This is a genomic window from Exiguobacterium sp. J17977 (genome assembly GCF_018616375.1).
GTDB classification, from domain to species: domain Bacteria; phylum Bacillota; class Bacilli; order Exiguobacteriales; family Exiguobacteriaceae; genus Exiguobacterium; species Exiguobacterium mexicanum.
In genome coordinates this window covers 452,036-469,027 of record NZ_JAEQBB010000001.1, presented here as the reverse complement: position 1 = coordinate 469,027, position 16,992 = coordinate 452,036, and the positions used below count along the sequence as shown (strand labels likewise).

Sequence of the window (16,992 nt, the reverse complement as noted above, 5' to 3'; positions counted from 1 at the left end):
AAGGGGAAGAACCTCCGTCCCTCCCCTTGTCCGTAATCTTCTTATGCGACTTTATTTTTCTCAATCTCGCCTTTTTTCATGTAACGTTTCGACAGTGCGAGTGTCAACACGAACGGAATGACGAGGGCGATGACCATCCCGACGATGAAGATAAGAATCTTATCGGTGAAGATTGACAGGAATCCAGGAAGACCCCCGACCCCGACAGCGAACGCCTGGACGTCGTTCAACGTGATGAACACCGCCGCGACGGCCGACCCGATCATCGCCGAGTAGAATGGGAACTTGTTCGGTAAGTTCACCCCGAACATGGCCGGCTCGGTAATCCCGAAGAAGGCCGAGATCGATGACGTCGACGCCATGCTCTTTTGTTTGGCGTCATGTTTGAACACGAGGAACATCGCGAGTGCGGCTGCACCTTGGGCAATGTTCGACAAGGCGAGCATCGGCCAGAGGAACGTCCCGTTCGTCTCCGCGATGAGCTGCAAGTCGATGGCGAGGAACAAGTGGTGCATCCCGGTGACGACGAGCGGTGCGTAGAGCAGACCGAACAGGAGTGCCCCGACGACCGGTACCGCTTCGAACACGTTGACGATTCCCGTCGCGATCACGTTACCGAGGCCGCGTGTGAGCGGTCCGACGATTGAAAGCGCGAGGAACCCGGTGATGACGATCGTCGTGATCGGCACGACGAGCAATTGAATCGCGTTCGGGACATGTTTTTTCAAGAAGATCTCAATGTGGCTCAAAATGAAGGCCGCGGCCAAAATCGGAAGAATCTGACCTTGGTAGCCGACTTTCTCGATCTCGAACAAGCCGAGGATGTTGAACGTCGGAACGTCGCCTTCAAGCGCCGCCTGTCCGTAACCCCAAGCGTTCAAGAGATCCGGGTGGACGAGCAAGAGACCCATGACGATCCCGAGCACTTCGCTGCCGCCGAACCGCTTCGTCGCCGACCAACCGACGAGGGCCGGGAGGAAGACGAACGCCGTGTTCGCCATCATGTTGACGAGATCCCATAACCCTTGCAAGTTCGGATACTCCTCAATCAGCGTCGCACCTTCGACGAACAGTCCTTCTGAAGCAAGCAGGTTGTTAATCCCCATCAACAGACCGGCAACGATGATGGCCGGAATGATCGGCATGAACACGTCCGAGAAGACTTTGACGAGTTTCTGGAGCGGGTTCATCTTCTTGCCGCCGGACGATTTGACCTCGGCGACCGTCGCCGCTTCAAGCCCGGCGAGTTTGATGAACTCGGCGTAGACACGCTCGACGTCCCCGGCCCCGATGACGACCTGGTACACACCCGAGTTTTCGAATGCCCCTTTGACGAGATCGGCTTCTTTCACTTGCGCTTCATTGACGAGCGACTGGTCTTTCAACGAAAGACGGAGCCGCGTGACACAGTGTGCCGCTTTGTCGACGTTATCCTTGCCCCCGATGGCTTCAAGGATATCCGCGGCGATTTGACGATAATCTGCCTTCATATTGTAGGCCTCCTTTGTTTGAAAGCGTTTGTTGAAAACGGTTACTTATGAGTACAAACAAAGTTTAACTTATCTATATAAGTCATGTCAACAACTTATCTATATAAGTTAGATGTGACAACTTGGTGACAGGCGTTCAGTATTTTTGTTCCCTCTTGCCTTGATTCAAAACGAAAAAAAAAGACCCCTTTTGAAAAAGGAGCCTTACCGGCGCGCCACATCACTGAATTGGAACTTGTCGAGCCGGTGGCGGGACTCGGTATATTCGAACTGTCTGCCCTCATAGAGGAACGTGTCGTTCGTGATGACGATGACGTACTCGTAATCGTGCAGGTCGAGCCGCAACCGGTCGAGCTCGGTCACGTCCTCGGCCGCAATCTTTCGTTTGGCGTAACTGATTTGCATCCCGAGCTCGTGCTCGACATAGGCGTAAATCGATTGCGCGGCGATCTCTTCCGTCAGGCCGGGCACGAGGTCTTTGACGAAATAGTTCACGTCCAAGATGACGTTCTCGCCATCGAAGTTGCGGACCCGCTCGATCCGATACATCCGTGTCCCCGGCGCCAAGTTCATCCGGTCAGCGAGCCACGCCGGCGCCTCGATGTCCTCGAACGAGGCGACCGACGTCTGAATCGAGCGGCCGAGCATGCTGGCATACACTTCCGAGAAACTGACGATGCCGTTGAACTGGAACTCGATTTGATCGCGTCGCAGCACGAACACGCCTTTCCCGTGATGCTTCCGGACGTAGCCGTGCTCTTGGAGCAAGTCGAGCGCTTTCCGGACCGTGCCTCGGCTCGCCTCGTACTCGTGCATGAGCTCGGTCTCGGACGGCAGTTTCGACTCCGCCGCATATTCACCCGTCTTCATCCGCTCGGCGAGGCGCTCATAGATTTGACGATATTTGGCCACAGGCTCACTCCTTTCTATCGAAAAAGACGACCGGATGGCCGTCTTTTGTTTACCATTCGCGGCGATACCACGTGATGCCGATCGCGCCTGGTCCGAGGTGTGTCCCGATGACCGGTCCGAAATAAGCACCGGTGACATGCGCCTGCGGAAACTTCTGTTTCATCGAGGCGATTTCCTCGGCCTGACGTTCCGGGCAGTTGGCGTGGATGATGCCGATACAGTAGCCTGCCCCGTCGCCTTGAATCGACTGTTCCATCATCTCTTCGATGCGACGGACCGCCTTCTTGTACGTCCGAATCTTCTCGAACGGGACGATCATCCGGTCTTGGAAATGGAGCACCGGCTTGATTTGAAGGAACGACCCGACGAGCGCTTGCGCCGCGCTGAGTCGGCCGCCCCGTTGGAGGTGGTCGAGATCATCGACGACGAAGTACGCCCGAATCAACTCGCGCATCTTTTCAAGGTGGGCCATGATTTCTTGCGCCGACGCGCCTGCGTCGCGTAAATGAATCGCTTCCTCGACGAGGAACGCTTGAGGCATACATGAGATCTCCGAATCGAATGCGTGGACGTTGACGTCGACCATGTCGTTCAACGCGATCATCGATTGATACGTGCCGCTGATCCCGCTCGAGAGCGTGATCGCGATCACGTCCGTCACTTCGTCCGGGAGGCGCTCAATCAGTTCAATCGTTTCTCCGATGCTCGGTTGGGACGTCGTCGGCAAGTTCCCTGCCTCGATCCGGTCATAAAAAGCCTCGGTCGTGATATCGACGGCTTCGCGGAACGACTCCCCGTCAAAAATCACGCTGAGCGGTGCGACGTGGACGTCGTGGCGCTCACAAAATTCGGCCGGCAAATAGGCGGTACTGTCGGTCAAAATGGCTATGTTTCCCATGCTATATCCTCACTTTACATCGTTTCATTTTCCAATTGAATGTGGATTCCATTCCATATTGTAGCATAAAAACGATGCATTGCATCGATAGAGGTCAAATCTCGACCCATCCGCGACGGATGGCATCGACGACGGCTTGCGTGCGGTCGTTCACTTCCATCTTGCGGAGCACCGACGAGACGTGGTTCTTGACCGTCTTCTCGCTGATGAACAGCATGTCGCTGATGTCGCGGTTCGAGCGGCCCTCGGCGAGCAAGTGCAACACTTCGACTTCACGACGTGAGAGCAATTGGTAGACAGGATCGTCGGTACGGCTCTCGACGTTACGACCGGCCTGTTCGCCTTTGAATTGGAGCAAGCGACGGTACTCTTTCAAGACGTTCGTCGTCACTTTCGGGTGCAAGTATGCCCCGTCCTTCGCGACCGAGCGCACGGCCGAGATGAGCTCGGTCGATGCGACTTCTTTGAGCAAGAACCCAGATGCACCGGCTTCGAGTGCATGCGTGATGTACGACTCATCGTCGTGAATCGACAAGATGAGGACGCGCGTCTCTGGTGAGAGCACAGACAACTGTTTCGTCGCTTCAATCCCGTTCAATTCAGGCATGTTGATGTCGAGAATCAAGATTTCCGGCTTGTGGTCCGCGGCGATGCGAATCGCCTCGATTCCGGTGCGCCCTTCGGCGACGACCGTGAACTCGTCCTCTAAATCAAAAATCCGTTTCAAGCCTTCTCGAAACAGCTCATGGTCATCCACAATCGCGATGCGTGTTTGTAATTGTTCCATCTGGATACTCCCCCTTGTTCTTGTCTTACGTGATCGGAATCGACATGCGGACGACCGTCCCTTTGCCGACTTCCGAATCAATGGTCATGCTTCCGTTCACCAACTCGATCCGTTCTCGCATCCCAACGATCCCGAATGACTCTTCGCCAATCGAACTCGGCACGAATCCGACCCCATGGTCGCGTACATGAATATGTATCGCATCATGCGCTTGCTCGACGTTGACGATAATCTCCGCCGTCTTCGAATGTTTGATCGCGTTTTGGACGGCCTCTTGGACGAGCCGGAACACGTTGATTTCCAATTTCTCGGGAAGTCGGGCCCGTGAGCCCCGGTAGTTGAGCCGGGTCTTGATGGCCGTGTATTCCTCGGTCTGATGGAGATAGCGTTCGAGCGTCGGCAAGAAACCGAGGTCGTCAAGCGACATCGGACGAAGGTCGTAGATGAGACGCCGGACGTCGACGAGCGCACCGCGGATGAGGCGTTTCAGCTCGTGTAGTTCGGCGAACGCCTCGTCTTTCCCACGCTTGTCGAACGTCTTCTCAATCAAATCGGCCCGAATCAAGATGTGAGCAAGCGATTGCGCCGGTCCGTCGTGCATTTCACGGGCAAGGTGTCGCCGTTCACGTTCGGCCGCCTCAAAGACGCTGATTGCCATCTCTTGCTTCTTCATCATGTCCGAGTACTCTTGCTGCAAGTCGTCTCGTAGGAAGTTCAATACGACAGAGACGCGGCTGACAAGTCTGTCGGCCCGCTCGATCGTGTCCTCAAGGATGAGCAGGCGGCGTTCGAGGTCGTTGCGGCGTTGTTGGCCGGCCATCTCTTCTTTTTGGATGAGAAAACGCTCGAGCTGCATTTGGTTGGCGCGTTCGTACGCCTCCCGAATCTCTTGCTCACTATGTATATGAAATTTCTTGCTCACTTGGACGAGTTTGTTCTTCGCCGCTTTCACGAGCAGGTCGAGCCGTTCCGACTCCTCGATATAAAACTCAATCTTTTGCGTCAACTCTTTCAGTTCGTTCTGGATCAACGAATACTCGTTGGCCGAACTCTCGGTAATCCGGACGATCTCCTCTTTACTTTCCGTCACCGTATCAATCATATTTGTTATGATATGTTCTAAAGCTGTACGATCGGTAATATGATTCACGATGCCATCCCCTAATAATTCGGTAGTAAGTCCTCATCTATTCCTATTATCGTCTGCGGAACGTTCGTTTACAGTATAACGTGGAGGCTCTCCTTCCCATTTCGCCGCAACTGGCGTTGACGCCTACTTGAATTTTAAAAAAAATATTCAAAAATAGAAAGGAGAATTTTCAGAAATGTCTACTGAACCGAATTATACTATAAAACAAGACGGAGAATACGAGGTCGTCATTCAAAAGTCAAAATTTATCGCCCACTTCAAACGGGTCACGTCCGAGGACGAAGCGCAGGCGTTCATCCAAGCCATCAAGAAGGCGCATTGGAACGCCAATCATAACTGTTCGGCCTACATCATCGGCGAACGCAACGAGTTCCAAAAAGCGAATGATGATGGGGAACCGAGCGGGACGGCCGGGTTGCCGATGCTCGAGGTGCTCCGTAAACGCGGATTGAAGGACACGGTCGTCGTCGTCACCCGCTATTTCGGCGGCATCAAACTCGGCGGCGGCGGACTCATCCGCGCCTACGGTGGCACGGTGAGCGAAGGGCTCGACGCGGTCGGCATCGTCGAGCGCATCCCGATGCAACGGTTGACGCTCACGGTCGATTACGGCTGGATCGGCAAGGTCGAGAACGAGTTGCGGCAATCGTCATACCTTCTCGACGACATCGTCTATGCGGACACCGTCACGTTCCATATCTCGGTGCCGGTTGAAGAGACCGAGGCCGCCCTCGCCTGGCTCGTCGATTTAACGAACGGCCAAGGAGGACTCGAGACCCAGGACCAACGTATCATCGAACGTGATTTTGTGCGGTAGGTCACGTATACTAAAGGAAACGAATGAAATGAGGAGACGACATGGAACAAGACTCCCGCAAGAAACGTCCCGTGTGGAAAATCGTATTGCTCGTGCTCTGCCTCGTCCTACTGATCGGCGGGTCGGCCTTCGGCTACTTCGTCTTCAAGGCGAACGAGACGGCGGAGAACACGAACAGCGAACTGACACGCGGGGACAAGTCGGATCGCCGGGAAGAGACGGTCGATTTGACGAAAGATCACTTCTCCGTCTTACTCGCCGGCGTCGATGGCGGCGCCTCGCTCGAGGAAGGACGGACCGACTCGCTCATGGTGGCGACGTTCAACAAGGAATCGCGCCAAGTGACGCTCGTCAGCATCCCGCGTGACTCGTACGTCGACATCGTCACAACCGACGGCGAGTTCAAGGACAAAATCAACCACGCCTACGCCTACGGCGGCATCGACACGACGATCGCGACGGTCGAGAAGCTGTTCGACATTCCAATCGACTACTATGCGACAATCAACTTTGATGGCATCGAGGATCTCGTCGATGCGGTCGGCGGCGTCGAAGTCGATGTGCTCGTCCCCATCTCCGGGCGGGCGACCGGCAATGTCGAACTTGAGCCGGGCGTCCAGACGCTAAACGGCAAGGAAGCGCTCGCCTATGCGCGTATGCGCAAAGACGACCCTGAAGGCGACGTCGGACGGGCGAAGCGTCAACAGCAAGTGCTCGAAGCCATCATCAACGAGGCGACGACGATCAATTCGTTCACGAAGCTAAACCGGATCATGAATGCGGTCGGCGATAACATCCGAACGAACATGTCCCTCTCCGAGGCGTCACAGCTACAGCCGTACACGAAGTCGCTCCGCTCGTTCAATCAAGAGACGCTCGCAGGCGGCGATTTGACGATCGGCGGCGTCTACTATTACGAGCTCGACCCGGCCGACTTGAGTGAGAAGCGTTCACTCTTGAAGACCGAGCTCGGTCTCCCGCTCACGGCGGAAGACAGTGACAACGGGACGGGCGACGGCTTGAATGAAACGGAAGACGGTTTCAGCGAGACGACGACCTACTGACCACAACAAAAGCCCAAGGACACGATGTCCTTGGGCTTTTGTTGATGACTCACGTCTTCGGCCGTCCGAGCAGACGCCGGGACGTCTGGATAATCGGCTTATAGTTCGGGTGAATCAACTCGGTCGACTCGACAATCAGCTCGATGACGACGAGGACGATGACGAACGTGATGATGGCTCCGAGCATTGTCGTCTTAGCGAACAGAATCGAGGCGATGCCGAAGAAGAATGTCATCCCATACATGAGCAGAACGGCTTGCCGCGTCGTGAAGCCCATATCAATCAGCTGGTGATGCATGTGCGACTTATCGGGCGACATCGGCGGACGCCCCTGCACGAGCCGGCGGACGATCGCGAAAATCGTGTCCGAGATCGGCAGACCGAGCAAGAGGACCGGGACGACGAGCGAGAACAGCGTCACGTTCTTGAATCCGATTAACGAGAAGACGGCGAGCATATAGCCAAGGAAGAGCGCCCCGGTGTCGCCCATGAATATCTTGGCTGGATAGAAGTTATGGACGAGAAAACCGAGCGTACTCGCCAGGAGCAACAGCGCCATCATCGTCAAATAGACGTTCCCTTGGATGATCGCCAGCAAGGCGATCGTCCCGAGGGCGATGCTCGAGACCCCTGCGGCGAGACCGTCGAGACCATCGATCAAGTTGATGGCGTTCGTGATCCCAATCAGCCAGAGCACCGTCACCGGGATGCTCCATGAACCGAGATACAGCTGTTGGTCGAACGGCAGGTTAATCAATTCGATGCGCATGCCTGAATTCAAGACGATGACCGTCGCAATCATCTGACCCATCAGTTTGACACGGGCCGTCAGTTGGAAGCGATCATCAATCAAGCCGGTCAACAAGATGACGACAGCTCCAATCAAGATGGCATCGTTATAACGGCTCGTCGGCAACAGTAGCGCATAGCCGATAAAGAAAGCGATGAAGATGGCGAGGCCGCCGATCCGTGGCATCGTCCGTAAATGTACTTTTCGGGCGTTCGGGTGATCGACCGCTCCGATCAGAAAAGCAAACCGGCGAACGAGCGGCGTGATCAAGATGGCCATCACAAAACTGACCAACATGGCAATCCATAGCATGGGCCAACGTTCCTCTCTCATAAAAAAATAGACTCTGGCGAATTATAGCATATTTCCCGTGAGGCGAGACGTATCAGAAATGTTACAGCGAAAAAATCCCGACGAGCGCGTCTCGTCGGGTCTGGTCAGGCGTGGGCCGGGTGCGTCGTCACGTCATCCGTGGCTTCGTATGTATATAACCCGCGTCCCACTTTTTTAATGTCAGGATTGACGGACTCGATTTTCACCATCAATTGGTAAATATTACTAATATGATGGCGATAACGCAACTCGAGCTCCATTTGGATATCGCGTACGCTCATCGTCTTGCGTTCCTTCAATAGGTCTGTTACCTGATGGACGTAGACCTCGAGCGGATAACGTTGATTGACGCGGCGTGGACGCATCCGTTTGGATGGATCGAGGAACGACTCCTCTTCCCGTTTGCTCCGGTTCAATTCCGAAATCAAATATTCGGCTCGGCGCTGCAGCTGACGATACGATTCCTCGATCTCCATCAGTTCCCGATAAATGTTTTCATTGACGCCCGTAGATTCCATGCACAAATCCTCCTCTACACCTAATTGATGCTCCCCATTACCCAAATTCATCAATTATTGCCAGTTATTACTTGTTCCCATATAAAAGTGTAACGGTTTTGTAATGTACTTGTCATCTATTTTTAGGCATTTCTATCTATTTTAGGCCTTTTTACCCACAAAAAAAGATGACGACTGTTCGGGGCAGTCGTCATCTCACGGAAGATGATCGTAGTCTTTACGCGCCGACGCGTTCGAGGATGCGTGCGAGCGAGAGTTCGTCGGTCGAAGAAACGATGAGGTCTGCATGACCGAGCATCGACTCTTCCCCGACGGCGACAGCAAACATGTTTGCCGCTTTGATTGCAGTTACGCCTGCGGCTGCGTCTTCAACGCCGATGGCATGTTCGGGTTTCACGCCAAGGGCAGAGGCAGCCTTCAAAAACACTTCGGGATGTGGTTTTGATTCGGCGACAGTTGCTGCATCGACAATGTGATCGAAGTAATGACGGACACCAAGTGCGTCAACGACCGCGAATGCGTTTTTAGAAGCCGATGCCATTCCGATTTTGAGACCAGCCTCTTTAATTTCATCGAGGAATGAAATGATGCCTGGCAACAAGTCGGCTGAAGAGATGTGCTGAATGAGTTCAACGTAATGCTCGTTCTTCTTCTGCGCGAGTTCCGCTTTTTCATCCGGTGTGAAATCGTCCTGTCTTCCACCGAGCGCGAGGATGCGCTCGAGCGAGTCGGTCCGACTCACGCCTTTCAGCGTCTCATTGAACTCGCGGTCAAACGGAATATCGAGCTCTTCTCCAAGTTGTTTCCAAGCGAGGTAATGGTACTCCGCGGTGTCAGTGATGACACCGTCCAAATCAAAAATGACTGCTTCAATCGTCGACATACATGCTTTCCGCCTTTCCTTCTAATGCTTCTGTCGTCAGACTACATTAAGGGAACTTGACAAGTACCCGTTGCACGATTGGTCATTGATGCAAACGGTTGCACTTGTTCGATTTCTATTATAAATGATAAAGCCATCATCATGCAACCGCTTTCGCAAAAAAATAAAAAAGCAGGAGAAGCAGGTGCTTCTCCCACGGCTTATAATTGGATTCCGACGACTTTCACGTTCACCGATAACGGTGTCATGGCCAACATCGTGTCCATGTCTTGCGTGATGCGTTCTTGCACGGCCGTCACCGTCTTGACGATCGATTGACCGTATGCGATGTAAAGTGACAAGTTGATCGTGACGCCTTCTGACGACTCGTCGACTTTAACATGCTTCATGAGCGCGCGCTCTGACAATTTCGTATCTTCTTGTGTGAACGACACGTGTTTCGTCTCTTTGACCGCGACAGCGGCGATCATTTCCACGACGTGGCGTGAGACGTTGACGTCTCCTTCAGTGTTGTGCATTCCATTTTCGTATGGCATGGTGTCACTTCCTTAACTCTAGTTTCGCTTCCCATCTTAAAGTGTAGCGGAAAACCGCCATTTAGAAAAGGGTTTACGATTTCGCGTCTTTCACATCTTGGGCGCGGCGGACGTCAATCTCGACGAGCGGCTTCAACAGCTTGACGACCGGCGGGCTGATAATGACCACGACCATCAAGAATGAGACGCCGAACAAGACGAGCAACTGGAGCCACGACGTCGGCATGAAGCCGGCCGGGATGAACGCCTTCCACGCGACAACGAGGAAGACGTGCACCAGATAGACGTAAAGACTATACTTGCCGGCCCGGGTGAACACCGGCAGTTCGCGGCCCGGAATCATCAAGGCGAAACTGATTGCCATGAGCGTCGAAACCGTATAGACGATCAAGAAGGCGAACGGTCCGCTCCAAATCGCCTCCGGCACCGCCGATTCATAGGCGAACCGGAACTTGAACAAGTTACCGATATGATAGAACGCACCTTCCTGTTGGAAGCTCATCGAGGCGAGCAGCCCGAGCGTGAGCGTCGTGAAGACGGCAAAGCCGCCGATTCGGTAACGGTTGCGTTGCTCGGCCCGCTTCGGCAGTTCGAAGAAGTTCATCGTGTTCCGCTCGCTCATCCAGTTCCCGATCAAGAAGAACGGATAGAACATGATGACTTTCCGGAGCGCGAAGAACCCGGTCGACTCGGCTTGGAAGCCGAACAGGAGCGCGAACAAGAGCGCAAACAGCACGTATCCTTTTAATTGCGTCACGTACGGTGTGATGACATACCAGATGATGATCGCCATCAAGTACCAGAGCGCCCAATACGGCGTCAAGATGTTCAGCCCAGGATTTTCGAGCGACAAGAGCGGAATGCCCTCAGTGAAGGCGAACCATGAACCGAGAATCACTTGCCAGATGACGTAGACGACGAACAGCTGGATGACGCGCAAATAGCGGTTCTCCCGGAAGAAGTACCCGCTCAACATGATGAATAACGGCATGTGGAACGTGTATAAAAATAAATAGACCCATTTCGGCAAGATGTCGTCATAAGCGCCGCGCACATCGGTCAACAAGTGACCGAACACGACGAGCAGGACGAGCACGCCTTTAATATTATCGTACCAATGATTTCGCATGTCTTTCCCTCTAGTTCTGATTAGTTTTCTGATGTTCTCTCTTTTTTGCCTCATCTATCATAGCCGATTTTTTGAGCCGTTGAAATTACGATTCGACAAAAAAATGATGACGTCACTGTCATCATTCCCCGGATTTACATTCCGCAAGCCGAAACGTCAAGAAATCTTCATCCGGCAGCACGTTTCGCGCGTATTCAAATAGACGAGAGTGGGTACAGTATAGTATAGTAGTCTTACTAAATAATCAGAATATTCTAATAAAAGGAGGTGTGGAGAATGGCTTCCGTCATTCGTAACCGTCATCATATGGTACATGACCCGAAACGTTCATTCTCTAACTTCGGATTTTGGTGGTTCACCGGCGCCTTTTCCGTCGGACTGCTCATCGTCGCCTTCGAATCCATCCGGGAACGATTTACCGCCATCCATCCGATTTTGTCTGTCCTGTCGTTCGTGTTCATCTCGTTCTTCATCGGAGTCGCCATGAAGCTCGCCCGGGACGTCTGGTGGCTCAACTACTTGCTTGAGCGCACGGCGAACCGGTATATGTACATCGGCGCGGACACGCTCCGCGGTTGGCAGTACACGCTCGACTCCATCTGGTTATTGACCCGCACGTCACAAAAAAAGCTCGGCCGATTGTATATCCAAATCGACCGAACCGTCCGTTCTGAAGAGGCGAAACGTCTGTTCGCCGCCTATTTGATTGATCGCGGTGTGCTCGTCGTCTACTCGAGACCACCGAAACCGAAGAAGATGGCTTAACCGAGGAACGGTTCCAGCCATGCCCGAGCCGCATCGACTTCTTCCATGCGTAGCTCGTGCCCACCTCCGTGATAGAAGAGTTCAACGTCCGCTCCGGCATTCCGTAGCGTCGACGTGAGCTCTTCTGTTTCTGTTTGCGGGCAAATCGGGTCACGCTCCCCGGCCGAGATGAACACGTTCGCCCCAGTGAGGTCCGGTAGCGTGAGCGAGCGGTCCGGGACCATCGGGTGGAACAAGAGCGACGCGTGGAACGCGTTTTGCCGGTACAGTGCCGAGCCGATCAAGTTGGCCCCGTTCGAATAGCCGAGCGGAATCATCTTGTCCCGGTCGATGCCGTACTCCGTCGTGGCGTCATCCAAGAACGTCAAGAACCGTTCCGTCTGTTTCTTCAAGTCCTCGAGGTCGAGGACACCTTCCGCGTGACGGCGGAAGAAGCGGGACATGCCGTTCTCGAGGACGTCCCCGCGCAGCGTCAAAATGTTCGCCTCCGGGGCGAGGATGCGGGCGAGCGGAATCAAGTCCTGTTCCGTCCCTCCTGTGCCGTGTAATAAAACGAGTGTCGTCTCGGTCGTGCCTTTGATGAATTGATGAATCATGTCATATCTCCTTTCGGGATTGTAATTGTCGGTAACGTGCGTGTGATTGCCTCACGGTCTTGTTCGAACCAGGCCGGGAGTTTGAGCGTCGAGCCGAGGCCCTCCAAGCTCTCATCAATCAAGAAGCCAGGAGCATCGGTCGCCAGTTCATAAAGAATCCGGCCGCCGTCATGGAAGTAGACCGAGCGGAAATAATGACGCTCTTTCACCTCGGTCGGGCGCAACCCGAGCTCGAAGATGGCGTCTTGCCACGAGGCATAGTCTTCCCCGTCATTGATGCGCCAGGCGATATGATGGACCGTTCCCGATCCCGGAACTCCATTCGGCAGGATGGTCTTCTTCACGTCGATGACGTTGCCATAGTCGGCCGTCGCCTCGAGGCGAATCCATTCTGAATCTTCCCCTACCGTCTCAAAGCCAAACAGTCCGGTCAATAGGCGGACCGTCGCCTCCGGGTCTTTCGACAACAGCGTCGCCCCGGCGAACCCCGTAATCGCTTCCTGTGACGTCACACCCGGCACGACCCAATTGGTCTGTTTCGTGCTGGCCCGGGCGACGAGCTCGACGACGAGTCCGTCCGGGTCTTCAAAGAGAAGCGACGGCTCACCGAACCGTTCGGTCGCGACCGTGCCGACGCCGTGGTCGTTCAGTCGTTTCTCCCAGAACAAGAGACTGCCTTTCGGGACGAGATAAGCCGTGACACCGACCTGTCCGCTACCGACGCTGCCCTTGCCGATGCCTGGGATCGGGAAGAACGTGATGACCGTCCCCGGTGCTCCTTGCTCGTCCCCGAAATAAAGGTGATACGTCCCAGGGTCGTCGAAGTTGACCGTCTGTTTGACGAACCGAAGTCCGAGGACATTTCCGTAAAAATCGATGGTACGTTGTGGGTCTTTCACCATCGCCGAAATGTGATGGATACCCGCTGATTGCTTCGTCATATCATGTCCTCCTTTTTATTATCTTGATTTCAAGATAAATCATTTTCGAAGAAATGTGAAACTTTTTGCTCAACATGGCGTACGCTAGTAGTAGACACTAATAAGGAGGTACATACTATGACGTTACAAATCGAACGTGTCTCAAAACAGTTCGGCGACTTCACGGCCGTCGACGACTTGAGCTTCCACGTCCCGAAAGGTGAGATGTTCGGCCTGCTCGGGGCGAACGGGGCCGGGAAGACGACGACATTCCGCATGATTCTCGACATCCTCAAACCGAGTGCCGGGACGATTACGTGGGACGGCCGCACCGTCGACCATCGTATCGTCGGCTATCTGCCGGAAGAACGTGGCCTGTATCCGAAGTCGCCCGTCCGTGACCAACTCGTCTTCTTGGCGAGCCTGAAAGGCATGCGCCAGGTCGAGGCGAAAAGGGCCGTCAAGACGTGGCTCGAACGGCTCGAGATCCCGCAGTATGAGACGATGCGCGTCGAACAATTGTCCAAAGGGAACCAACAGAAGATTCAACTCGTGGCCGCCCTGCTCCACAACCCGGAACTGCTCATTCTCGATGAACCGTTCAGCGGACTTGATCCGGTCAACGTCGAAATCTTAAAACGTGAAGTGCTCGCCCTCCGTGATGCCGGGACGACAATCGTCTTCTCGAGCCACCGGATGGAACACGTCGAGGAGCTGTGCCAGCATATCGGCATCTTGAAAGGCGGCCGTGCCGTCGTCAGCGGCGACGTCCCGACAATCAAAACTCGTTATGAGGAGCCGATACTGTTCATCGAGACCGATCGCCCTGACCTGCTTCAAACCCTCCCGGTCGTGCGGGCGGTCGAATCACATAAGGACGGCCACTTCGTCCGACTCGACTCGTTCGACGACAGCGATGCGGTGCTCGGCGCCCTCGTGGCGAACGGCGCCGCCATCAAGACGTTCATGCGCCAGCCCGTCTCATTAAACGATATCTTCATCAAGGAGGTCGGCCAACATGTTTCATAACTTCGGACCGCTCTACTCGTTCACGTTACGCTCGAAACTGCGCTCGAAAGCGTTCCTCATCTCGACGCTGTTGACAGTTCTATTCATCTTCGGCTTCACGAACATCGACCGCTTGCTCGCGAACTTCGAGGACACGGACCAGGCGCAAGCCATCCTCGTCACCGACAATAACGAACTGACGACGCTCATGCAGTCGCTCGGCTATGAAGATATCGAATCGGCCTCCATCAGCGAGTCCGAGGCGCGCACCGGGCTCGATAACGGGGACTATGAAATTGTCGCCTTCATCGAAGGGGACTCGGCCCGCGTCCTGTCAGAACGACCGGAACCAGATTTCACGACGGTGCTACAGACGGCGCTACGTGAATTCCGGAACGCCGAGCTGATCGAGGCGTCGAACATCGACCCGACCGTCCTCGCGGCGTTGAATGCGCCCGTGACGGTCGAGGAATCATATCTCGGCCGCGGCGGAGAGAACTCGGACGAGCTGTTCTCGTCATTCGCCTTCGTCTACGTCATGCTCATGTTGCTCTACGTCTCGATTATCACGTACGGATCGATGATTTCGACCGAGGTCACGACCGAGAAATCGTCGCGTGTCATGGAGCTCATCATCTCGACGACACATCCGGTGACGCACATGCTCGCTAAAATCTCGGCCATCGGGACGCTCGCCTTGCTCCAAATCGCGATTTTCCTCGGCTTCGGGTACTTCAGCGCCCGCAGCAACGAGATGGCCCAGTCGGTCATCGACAACGCCGGCAACGTCCGCGCCGTCGTCTATCTGTTGACGTTCTTCACGCTCGGCTACCTGCTCTATGCGGCCATGTTCGCCGTGCTCGGCTCGCTCGTCAGCCGGGTCGAGGAGTCGCAACAGATGACGATGCCCGTCATCATGCTGCTCGTCGCCGGGTTCCTCGCCGCCATGTTCGGCTTGAACAATCCGGAGGCGCCGATCGTCACGATTCTGTCGTACGTGCCGTTCTTCACGCCGATGCTCATGTTCCTTCGCGTCATGCTCGTCGACGTGCCGGTGTGGGAAGTCGCGTTATCGATTGGCATCATGATCGCCACGATCGGTGTGATTTTGTGGGTCGGCTCGAAATTTTATCGCGGCGGCGTCTTGTTCTACGGCAACAATGCGATTAAACAATGGCGACAAATATTACAGAATCGACAATAACGTTTACAGCATTTTCGTTTTCGTATACTCTAAAGAATGTGCAAAATGAGGAGGAAACGAACTATGCGATCACGATTACTCGCAGCTTTAATCTTTACTTTCATGACGACGCTCACGACGTTCATCTGTTATACCGTCTTCTTGGACGCCGATGCGCTGTGGCAAATCTTGCTCGCATACGCAGGAAGCACGTTCCTCGGGACGCTCGCTTTTTGGTATCCGGTCAGCCGGCGTCCGGAGACGTCGCGGTTCGGCGGCGCGTGGATCGGCATCTTGATCACGGCGACGACGCTCATCGGATTCACCGCAATCCGCTTCACCGTTCGCGGTGACGCCTCGTCCTTACTCGACTGGCAGACGATGCTCGCGAGCCTCGCCTATACGTTCGGTTACGTCGGCTGGGTGCTCACGATTCTCAATATCGTGCTCGGCTTCCTACTTGCCGGGACACGACCGAAAGTACGCTATGACGCGCGCATGGCGCGTTAACAGAAAACAGCCGTTCCTCGGAGCGGCTGTTTTTGTATGCAAAAACCGCGGTCTCCCACGGCCCTCACTGCAGTTTATACGATTTAGCGACGACTCCGAATTCCGTGTATTGGAACGAGTTGTCCACGAACTGGTCCGGTACGAGTTGCTCGATGTAACGAGCGAACGGGACGATTCGATGCGTCGGTTCGTGCGAGCGGCCCAGGTCGAGTACAGCATCGACGAGCGCCTCGAGCGCTTGATGTGACGTCGGTTCCTCGTCTTCGGCGAAGATGCGGCGAAGTTCTTCCTCGTGCATCAGGTCGAAGATGCGCATGCGCGCCTCGAGCTGTCGCTGCATGTCCTCGGTCGACTTGCCGTGCATCGCCTCATCGTAGGCGAGCTTCATCTGCTCGAGCTCCGGGACCGTCCCTTTCATGAGCACTTTGAGCGACTCGCCCGTCCAAATATGGCGAGCCAAATAGTTCGCGTCAATCTTGAGCGCCTCGGCGAGCGCCTCTATGTAAGGCATCGTCGGGTAGACTTCACTCAGTTCGGTCCGGCGAATAAAGTACGGGGCGACGCCGATGCGATCGGCAAGCGCCTCGACCGAGATACCGGCCCGCTCACGTAAAATTCGAATCCGATCCCCATACCCCCGATACGGTGCGTTCTTTCCATCCATGTGTCTCTCCCCCTCTCTTTTTAGTATAGTTCCCGAATC

Annotated in this window: 19 protein-coding genes; 6 read left to right on the top strand and 13 right to left on the bottom strand. The window is 54.6% G+C overall.

Annotated elements, in window-relative coordinates; all coding sequences use genetic code 11:
• Positions 1-41: 41 nt before the first annotated feature.
• From treP to KNO58_RS15450, 5 genes are all read right to left on the bottom strand, one after another.
• Positions 42-1,490 carry a PTS system trehalose-specific EIIBC component gene (treP, locus tag KNO58_RS02310; RefSeq protein WP_214751697.1) on the bottom strand — a complete coding sequence of 483 codons (1,449 nt, stop codon included), beginning with the start codon at positions 1,488-1,490 and terminating at the stop codon, positions 42-44.
• 204 nt (positions 1,491-1,694) lie between these two features.
• Positions 1,695-2,360: a trehalose operon repressor gene (treR, locus tag KNO58_RS02305; protein ID WP_251026051.1), complete on the bottom strand. Its 666-nt coding sequence runs from the start codon at positions 2,358-2,360 to the stop codon at positions 1,695-1,697.
• 91 nt (positions 2,361-2,451) lie between these two features.
• Positions 2,452-3,300: a DegV family protein gene (locus tag KNO58_RS02300; protein WP_214751695.1), complete on the bottom strand. Its 849-nt coding sequence runs from the start codon at positions 3,298-3,300 to the stop codon at positions 2,452-2,454.
• Positions 3,301-3,394: 94 nt separating this feature from the next.
• The gene (locus KNO58_RS02295; RefSeq protein WP_021066543.1) at positions 3,395-4,087 is read right to left on the bottom strand and encodes a response regulator transcription factor; all 693 of its coding nucleotides are present in this window, start codon (positions 4,085-4,087) and stop codon (positions 3,395-3,397) included.
• A 25-nt stretch (positions 4,088-4,112) separates the two neighbouring features.
• Positions 4,113-5,237: a sensor histidine kinase gene (locus tag KNO58_RS15450; RefSeq protein ID WP_214717886.1), complete on the bottom strand. Its 1,125-nt coding sequence runs from the start codon at positions 5,235-5,237 to the stop codon at positions 4,113-4,115.
• Positions 5,238-5,412: 175 nt separating this feature from the next.
• Between KNO58_RS15450 and KNO58_RS02285 the strand changes: the two genes are divergently transcribed.
• Positions 5,413-6,054 (top strand): YigZ family protein, encoded by a 642-nt coding sequence (locus KNO58_RS02285; protein WP_214751694.1) that lies wholly within the window; start codon positions 5,413-5,415, stop codon positions 6,052-6,054.
• Positions 6,055-6,095: 41 nt separating this feature from the next.
• Positions 6,096-7,118, top strand: coding sequence for an LCP family protein (locus KNO58_RS02280; RefSeq protein WP_214751693.1), 1,023 nt, complete (start codon positions 6,096-6,098; stop codon positions 7,116-7,118).
• Between the two features lie 49 nt (positions 7,119-7,167).
• On the opposite strand, the gene KNO58_RS02275 is transcribed toward KNO58_RS02280, so the two are convergent.
• From KNO58_RS02275 to KNO58_RS02255, 5 genes are all read right to left on the bottom strand, one after another.
• Positions 7,168-8,220: a glycosyltransferase family 4 protein gene (locus KNO58_RS02275; protein WP_214751692.1), complete on the bottom strand. Its 1,053-nt coding sequence runs from the start codon at positions 8,218-8,220 to the stop codon at positions 7,168-7,170.
• Between the two features lie 125 nt (positions 8,221-8,345).
• Complete coding sequence (locus KNO58_RS02270; protein ID WP_214751691.1) at positions 8,346-8,759, bottom strand: Rok-like winged helix domain-containing protein; 414 nt, start codon at positions 8,757-8,759, stop codon at positions 8,346-8,348.
• A gap of 217 nt (positions 8,760-8,976) precedes the next feature.
• Positions 8,977-9,642, bottom strand: a complete 666-nt coding sequence (gene pgmB / locus KNO58_RS02265) for a beta-phosphoglucomutase (RefSeq protein WP_021066537.1) — start codon at positions 9,640-9,642, stop codon at positions 8,977-8,979.
• A 200-nt stretch (positions 9,643-9,842) separates the two neighbouring features.
• Positions 9,843-10,178, bottom strand: a complete 336-nt coding sequence (locus KNO58_RS02260; RefSeq protein ID WP_214751690.1) for an Asp23/Gls24 family envelope stress response protein — start codon at positions 10,176-10,178, stop codon at positions 9,843-9,845.
• A gap of 73 nt (positions 10,179-10,251) precedes the next feature.
• Entirely contained in the window at positions 10,252-11,307 is a 1,056-nt protein-coding gene (locus KNO58_RS02255; RefSeq protein ID WP_214751689.1) for an acyltransferase family protein, read from the bottom strand.
• A gap of 276 nt (positions 11,308-11,583) precedes the next feature.
• Here KNO58_RS02255 and KNO58_RS02250 point away from each other — a divergent pair, with 276 nt between their 5' ends.
• Positions 11,584-12,072: a hypothetical protein gene (locus tag KNO58_RS02250; protein ID WP_214751688.1), complete on the top strand. Its 489-nt coding sequence runs from the start codon at positions 11,584-11,586 to the stop codon at positions 12,070-12,072.
• Here the strand turns inward: KNO58_RS02250 and KNO58_RS02245 are convergent.
• The gene (locus KNO58_RS02245) at positions 12,069-12,668 is read right to left on the bottom strand and encodes an alpha/beta hydrolase (protein ID WP_214751687.1); all 600 of its coding nucleotides are present in this window, start codon (positions 12,666-12,668) and stop codon (positions 12,069-12,071) included. The two genes, KNO58_RS02250 and KNO58_RS02245, sit on opposite strands and share 4 nt — an antisense overlap.
• Positions 12,665-13,609: a ring-cleaving dioxygenase gene (locus KNO58_RS02240; RefSeq protein WP_214751686.1), complete on the bottom strand. Its 945-nt coding sequence runs from the start codon at positions 13,607-13,609 to the stop codon at positions 12,665-12,667. The genes KNO58_RS02245 and KNO58_RS02240 overlap by 4 nt, the downstream gene beginning before the upstream one ends.
• A gap of 117 nt (positions 13,610-13,726) precedes the next feature.
• Between KNO58_RS02240 and KNO58_RS02235 the strand changes: the two genes are divergently transcribed.
• The 3 genes from KNO58_RS02235 to KNO58_RS02225 all read left to right on the top strand — a co-directional run bounded on the left by KNO58_RS02235 (position 13,727) and on the right by KNO58_RS02225 (position 16,289).
• Entirely contained in the window at positions 13,727-14,617 is an 891-nt protein-coding gene (locus tag KNO58_RS02235; RefSeq protein WP_214751685.1) for an ABC transporter ATP-binding protein, read from the top strand.
• On the top strand, positions 14,607-15,800 hold the full coding sequence (locus tag KNO58_RS02230; RefSeq protein WP_214751684.1) for an ABC transporter permease: 1,194 nt from the start codon (positions 14,607-14,609) through the stop codon (positions 15,798-15,800). The genes KNO58_RS02235 and KNO58_RS02230 overlap by 11 nt, the downstream gene beginning before the upstream one ends.
• Positions 15,801-15,863: 63 nt before the next feature.
• Positions 15,864-16,289: a hypothetical protein gene (locus tag KNO58_RS02225; protein ID WP_214751683.1), complete on the top strand. Its 426-nt coding sequence runs from the start codon at positions 15,864-15,866 to the stop codon at positions 16,287-16,289.
• A gap of 64 nt (positions 16,290-16,353) precedes the next feature.
• Here the strand turns inward: KNO58_RS02225 and KNO58_RS02220 are convergent, their stop codons facing one another.
• Positions 16,354-16,953 (bottom strand): helix-turn-helix domain-containing protein, encoded by a 600-nt coding sequence (locus tag KNO58_RS02220; RefSeq protein WP_214751682.1) that lies wholly within the window; start codon positions 16,951-16,953, stop codon positions 16,354-16,356.
• Positions 16,954-16,992: the final 39 nt, after the last annotated feature.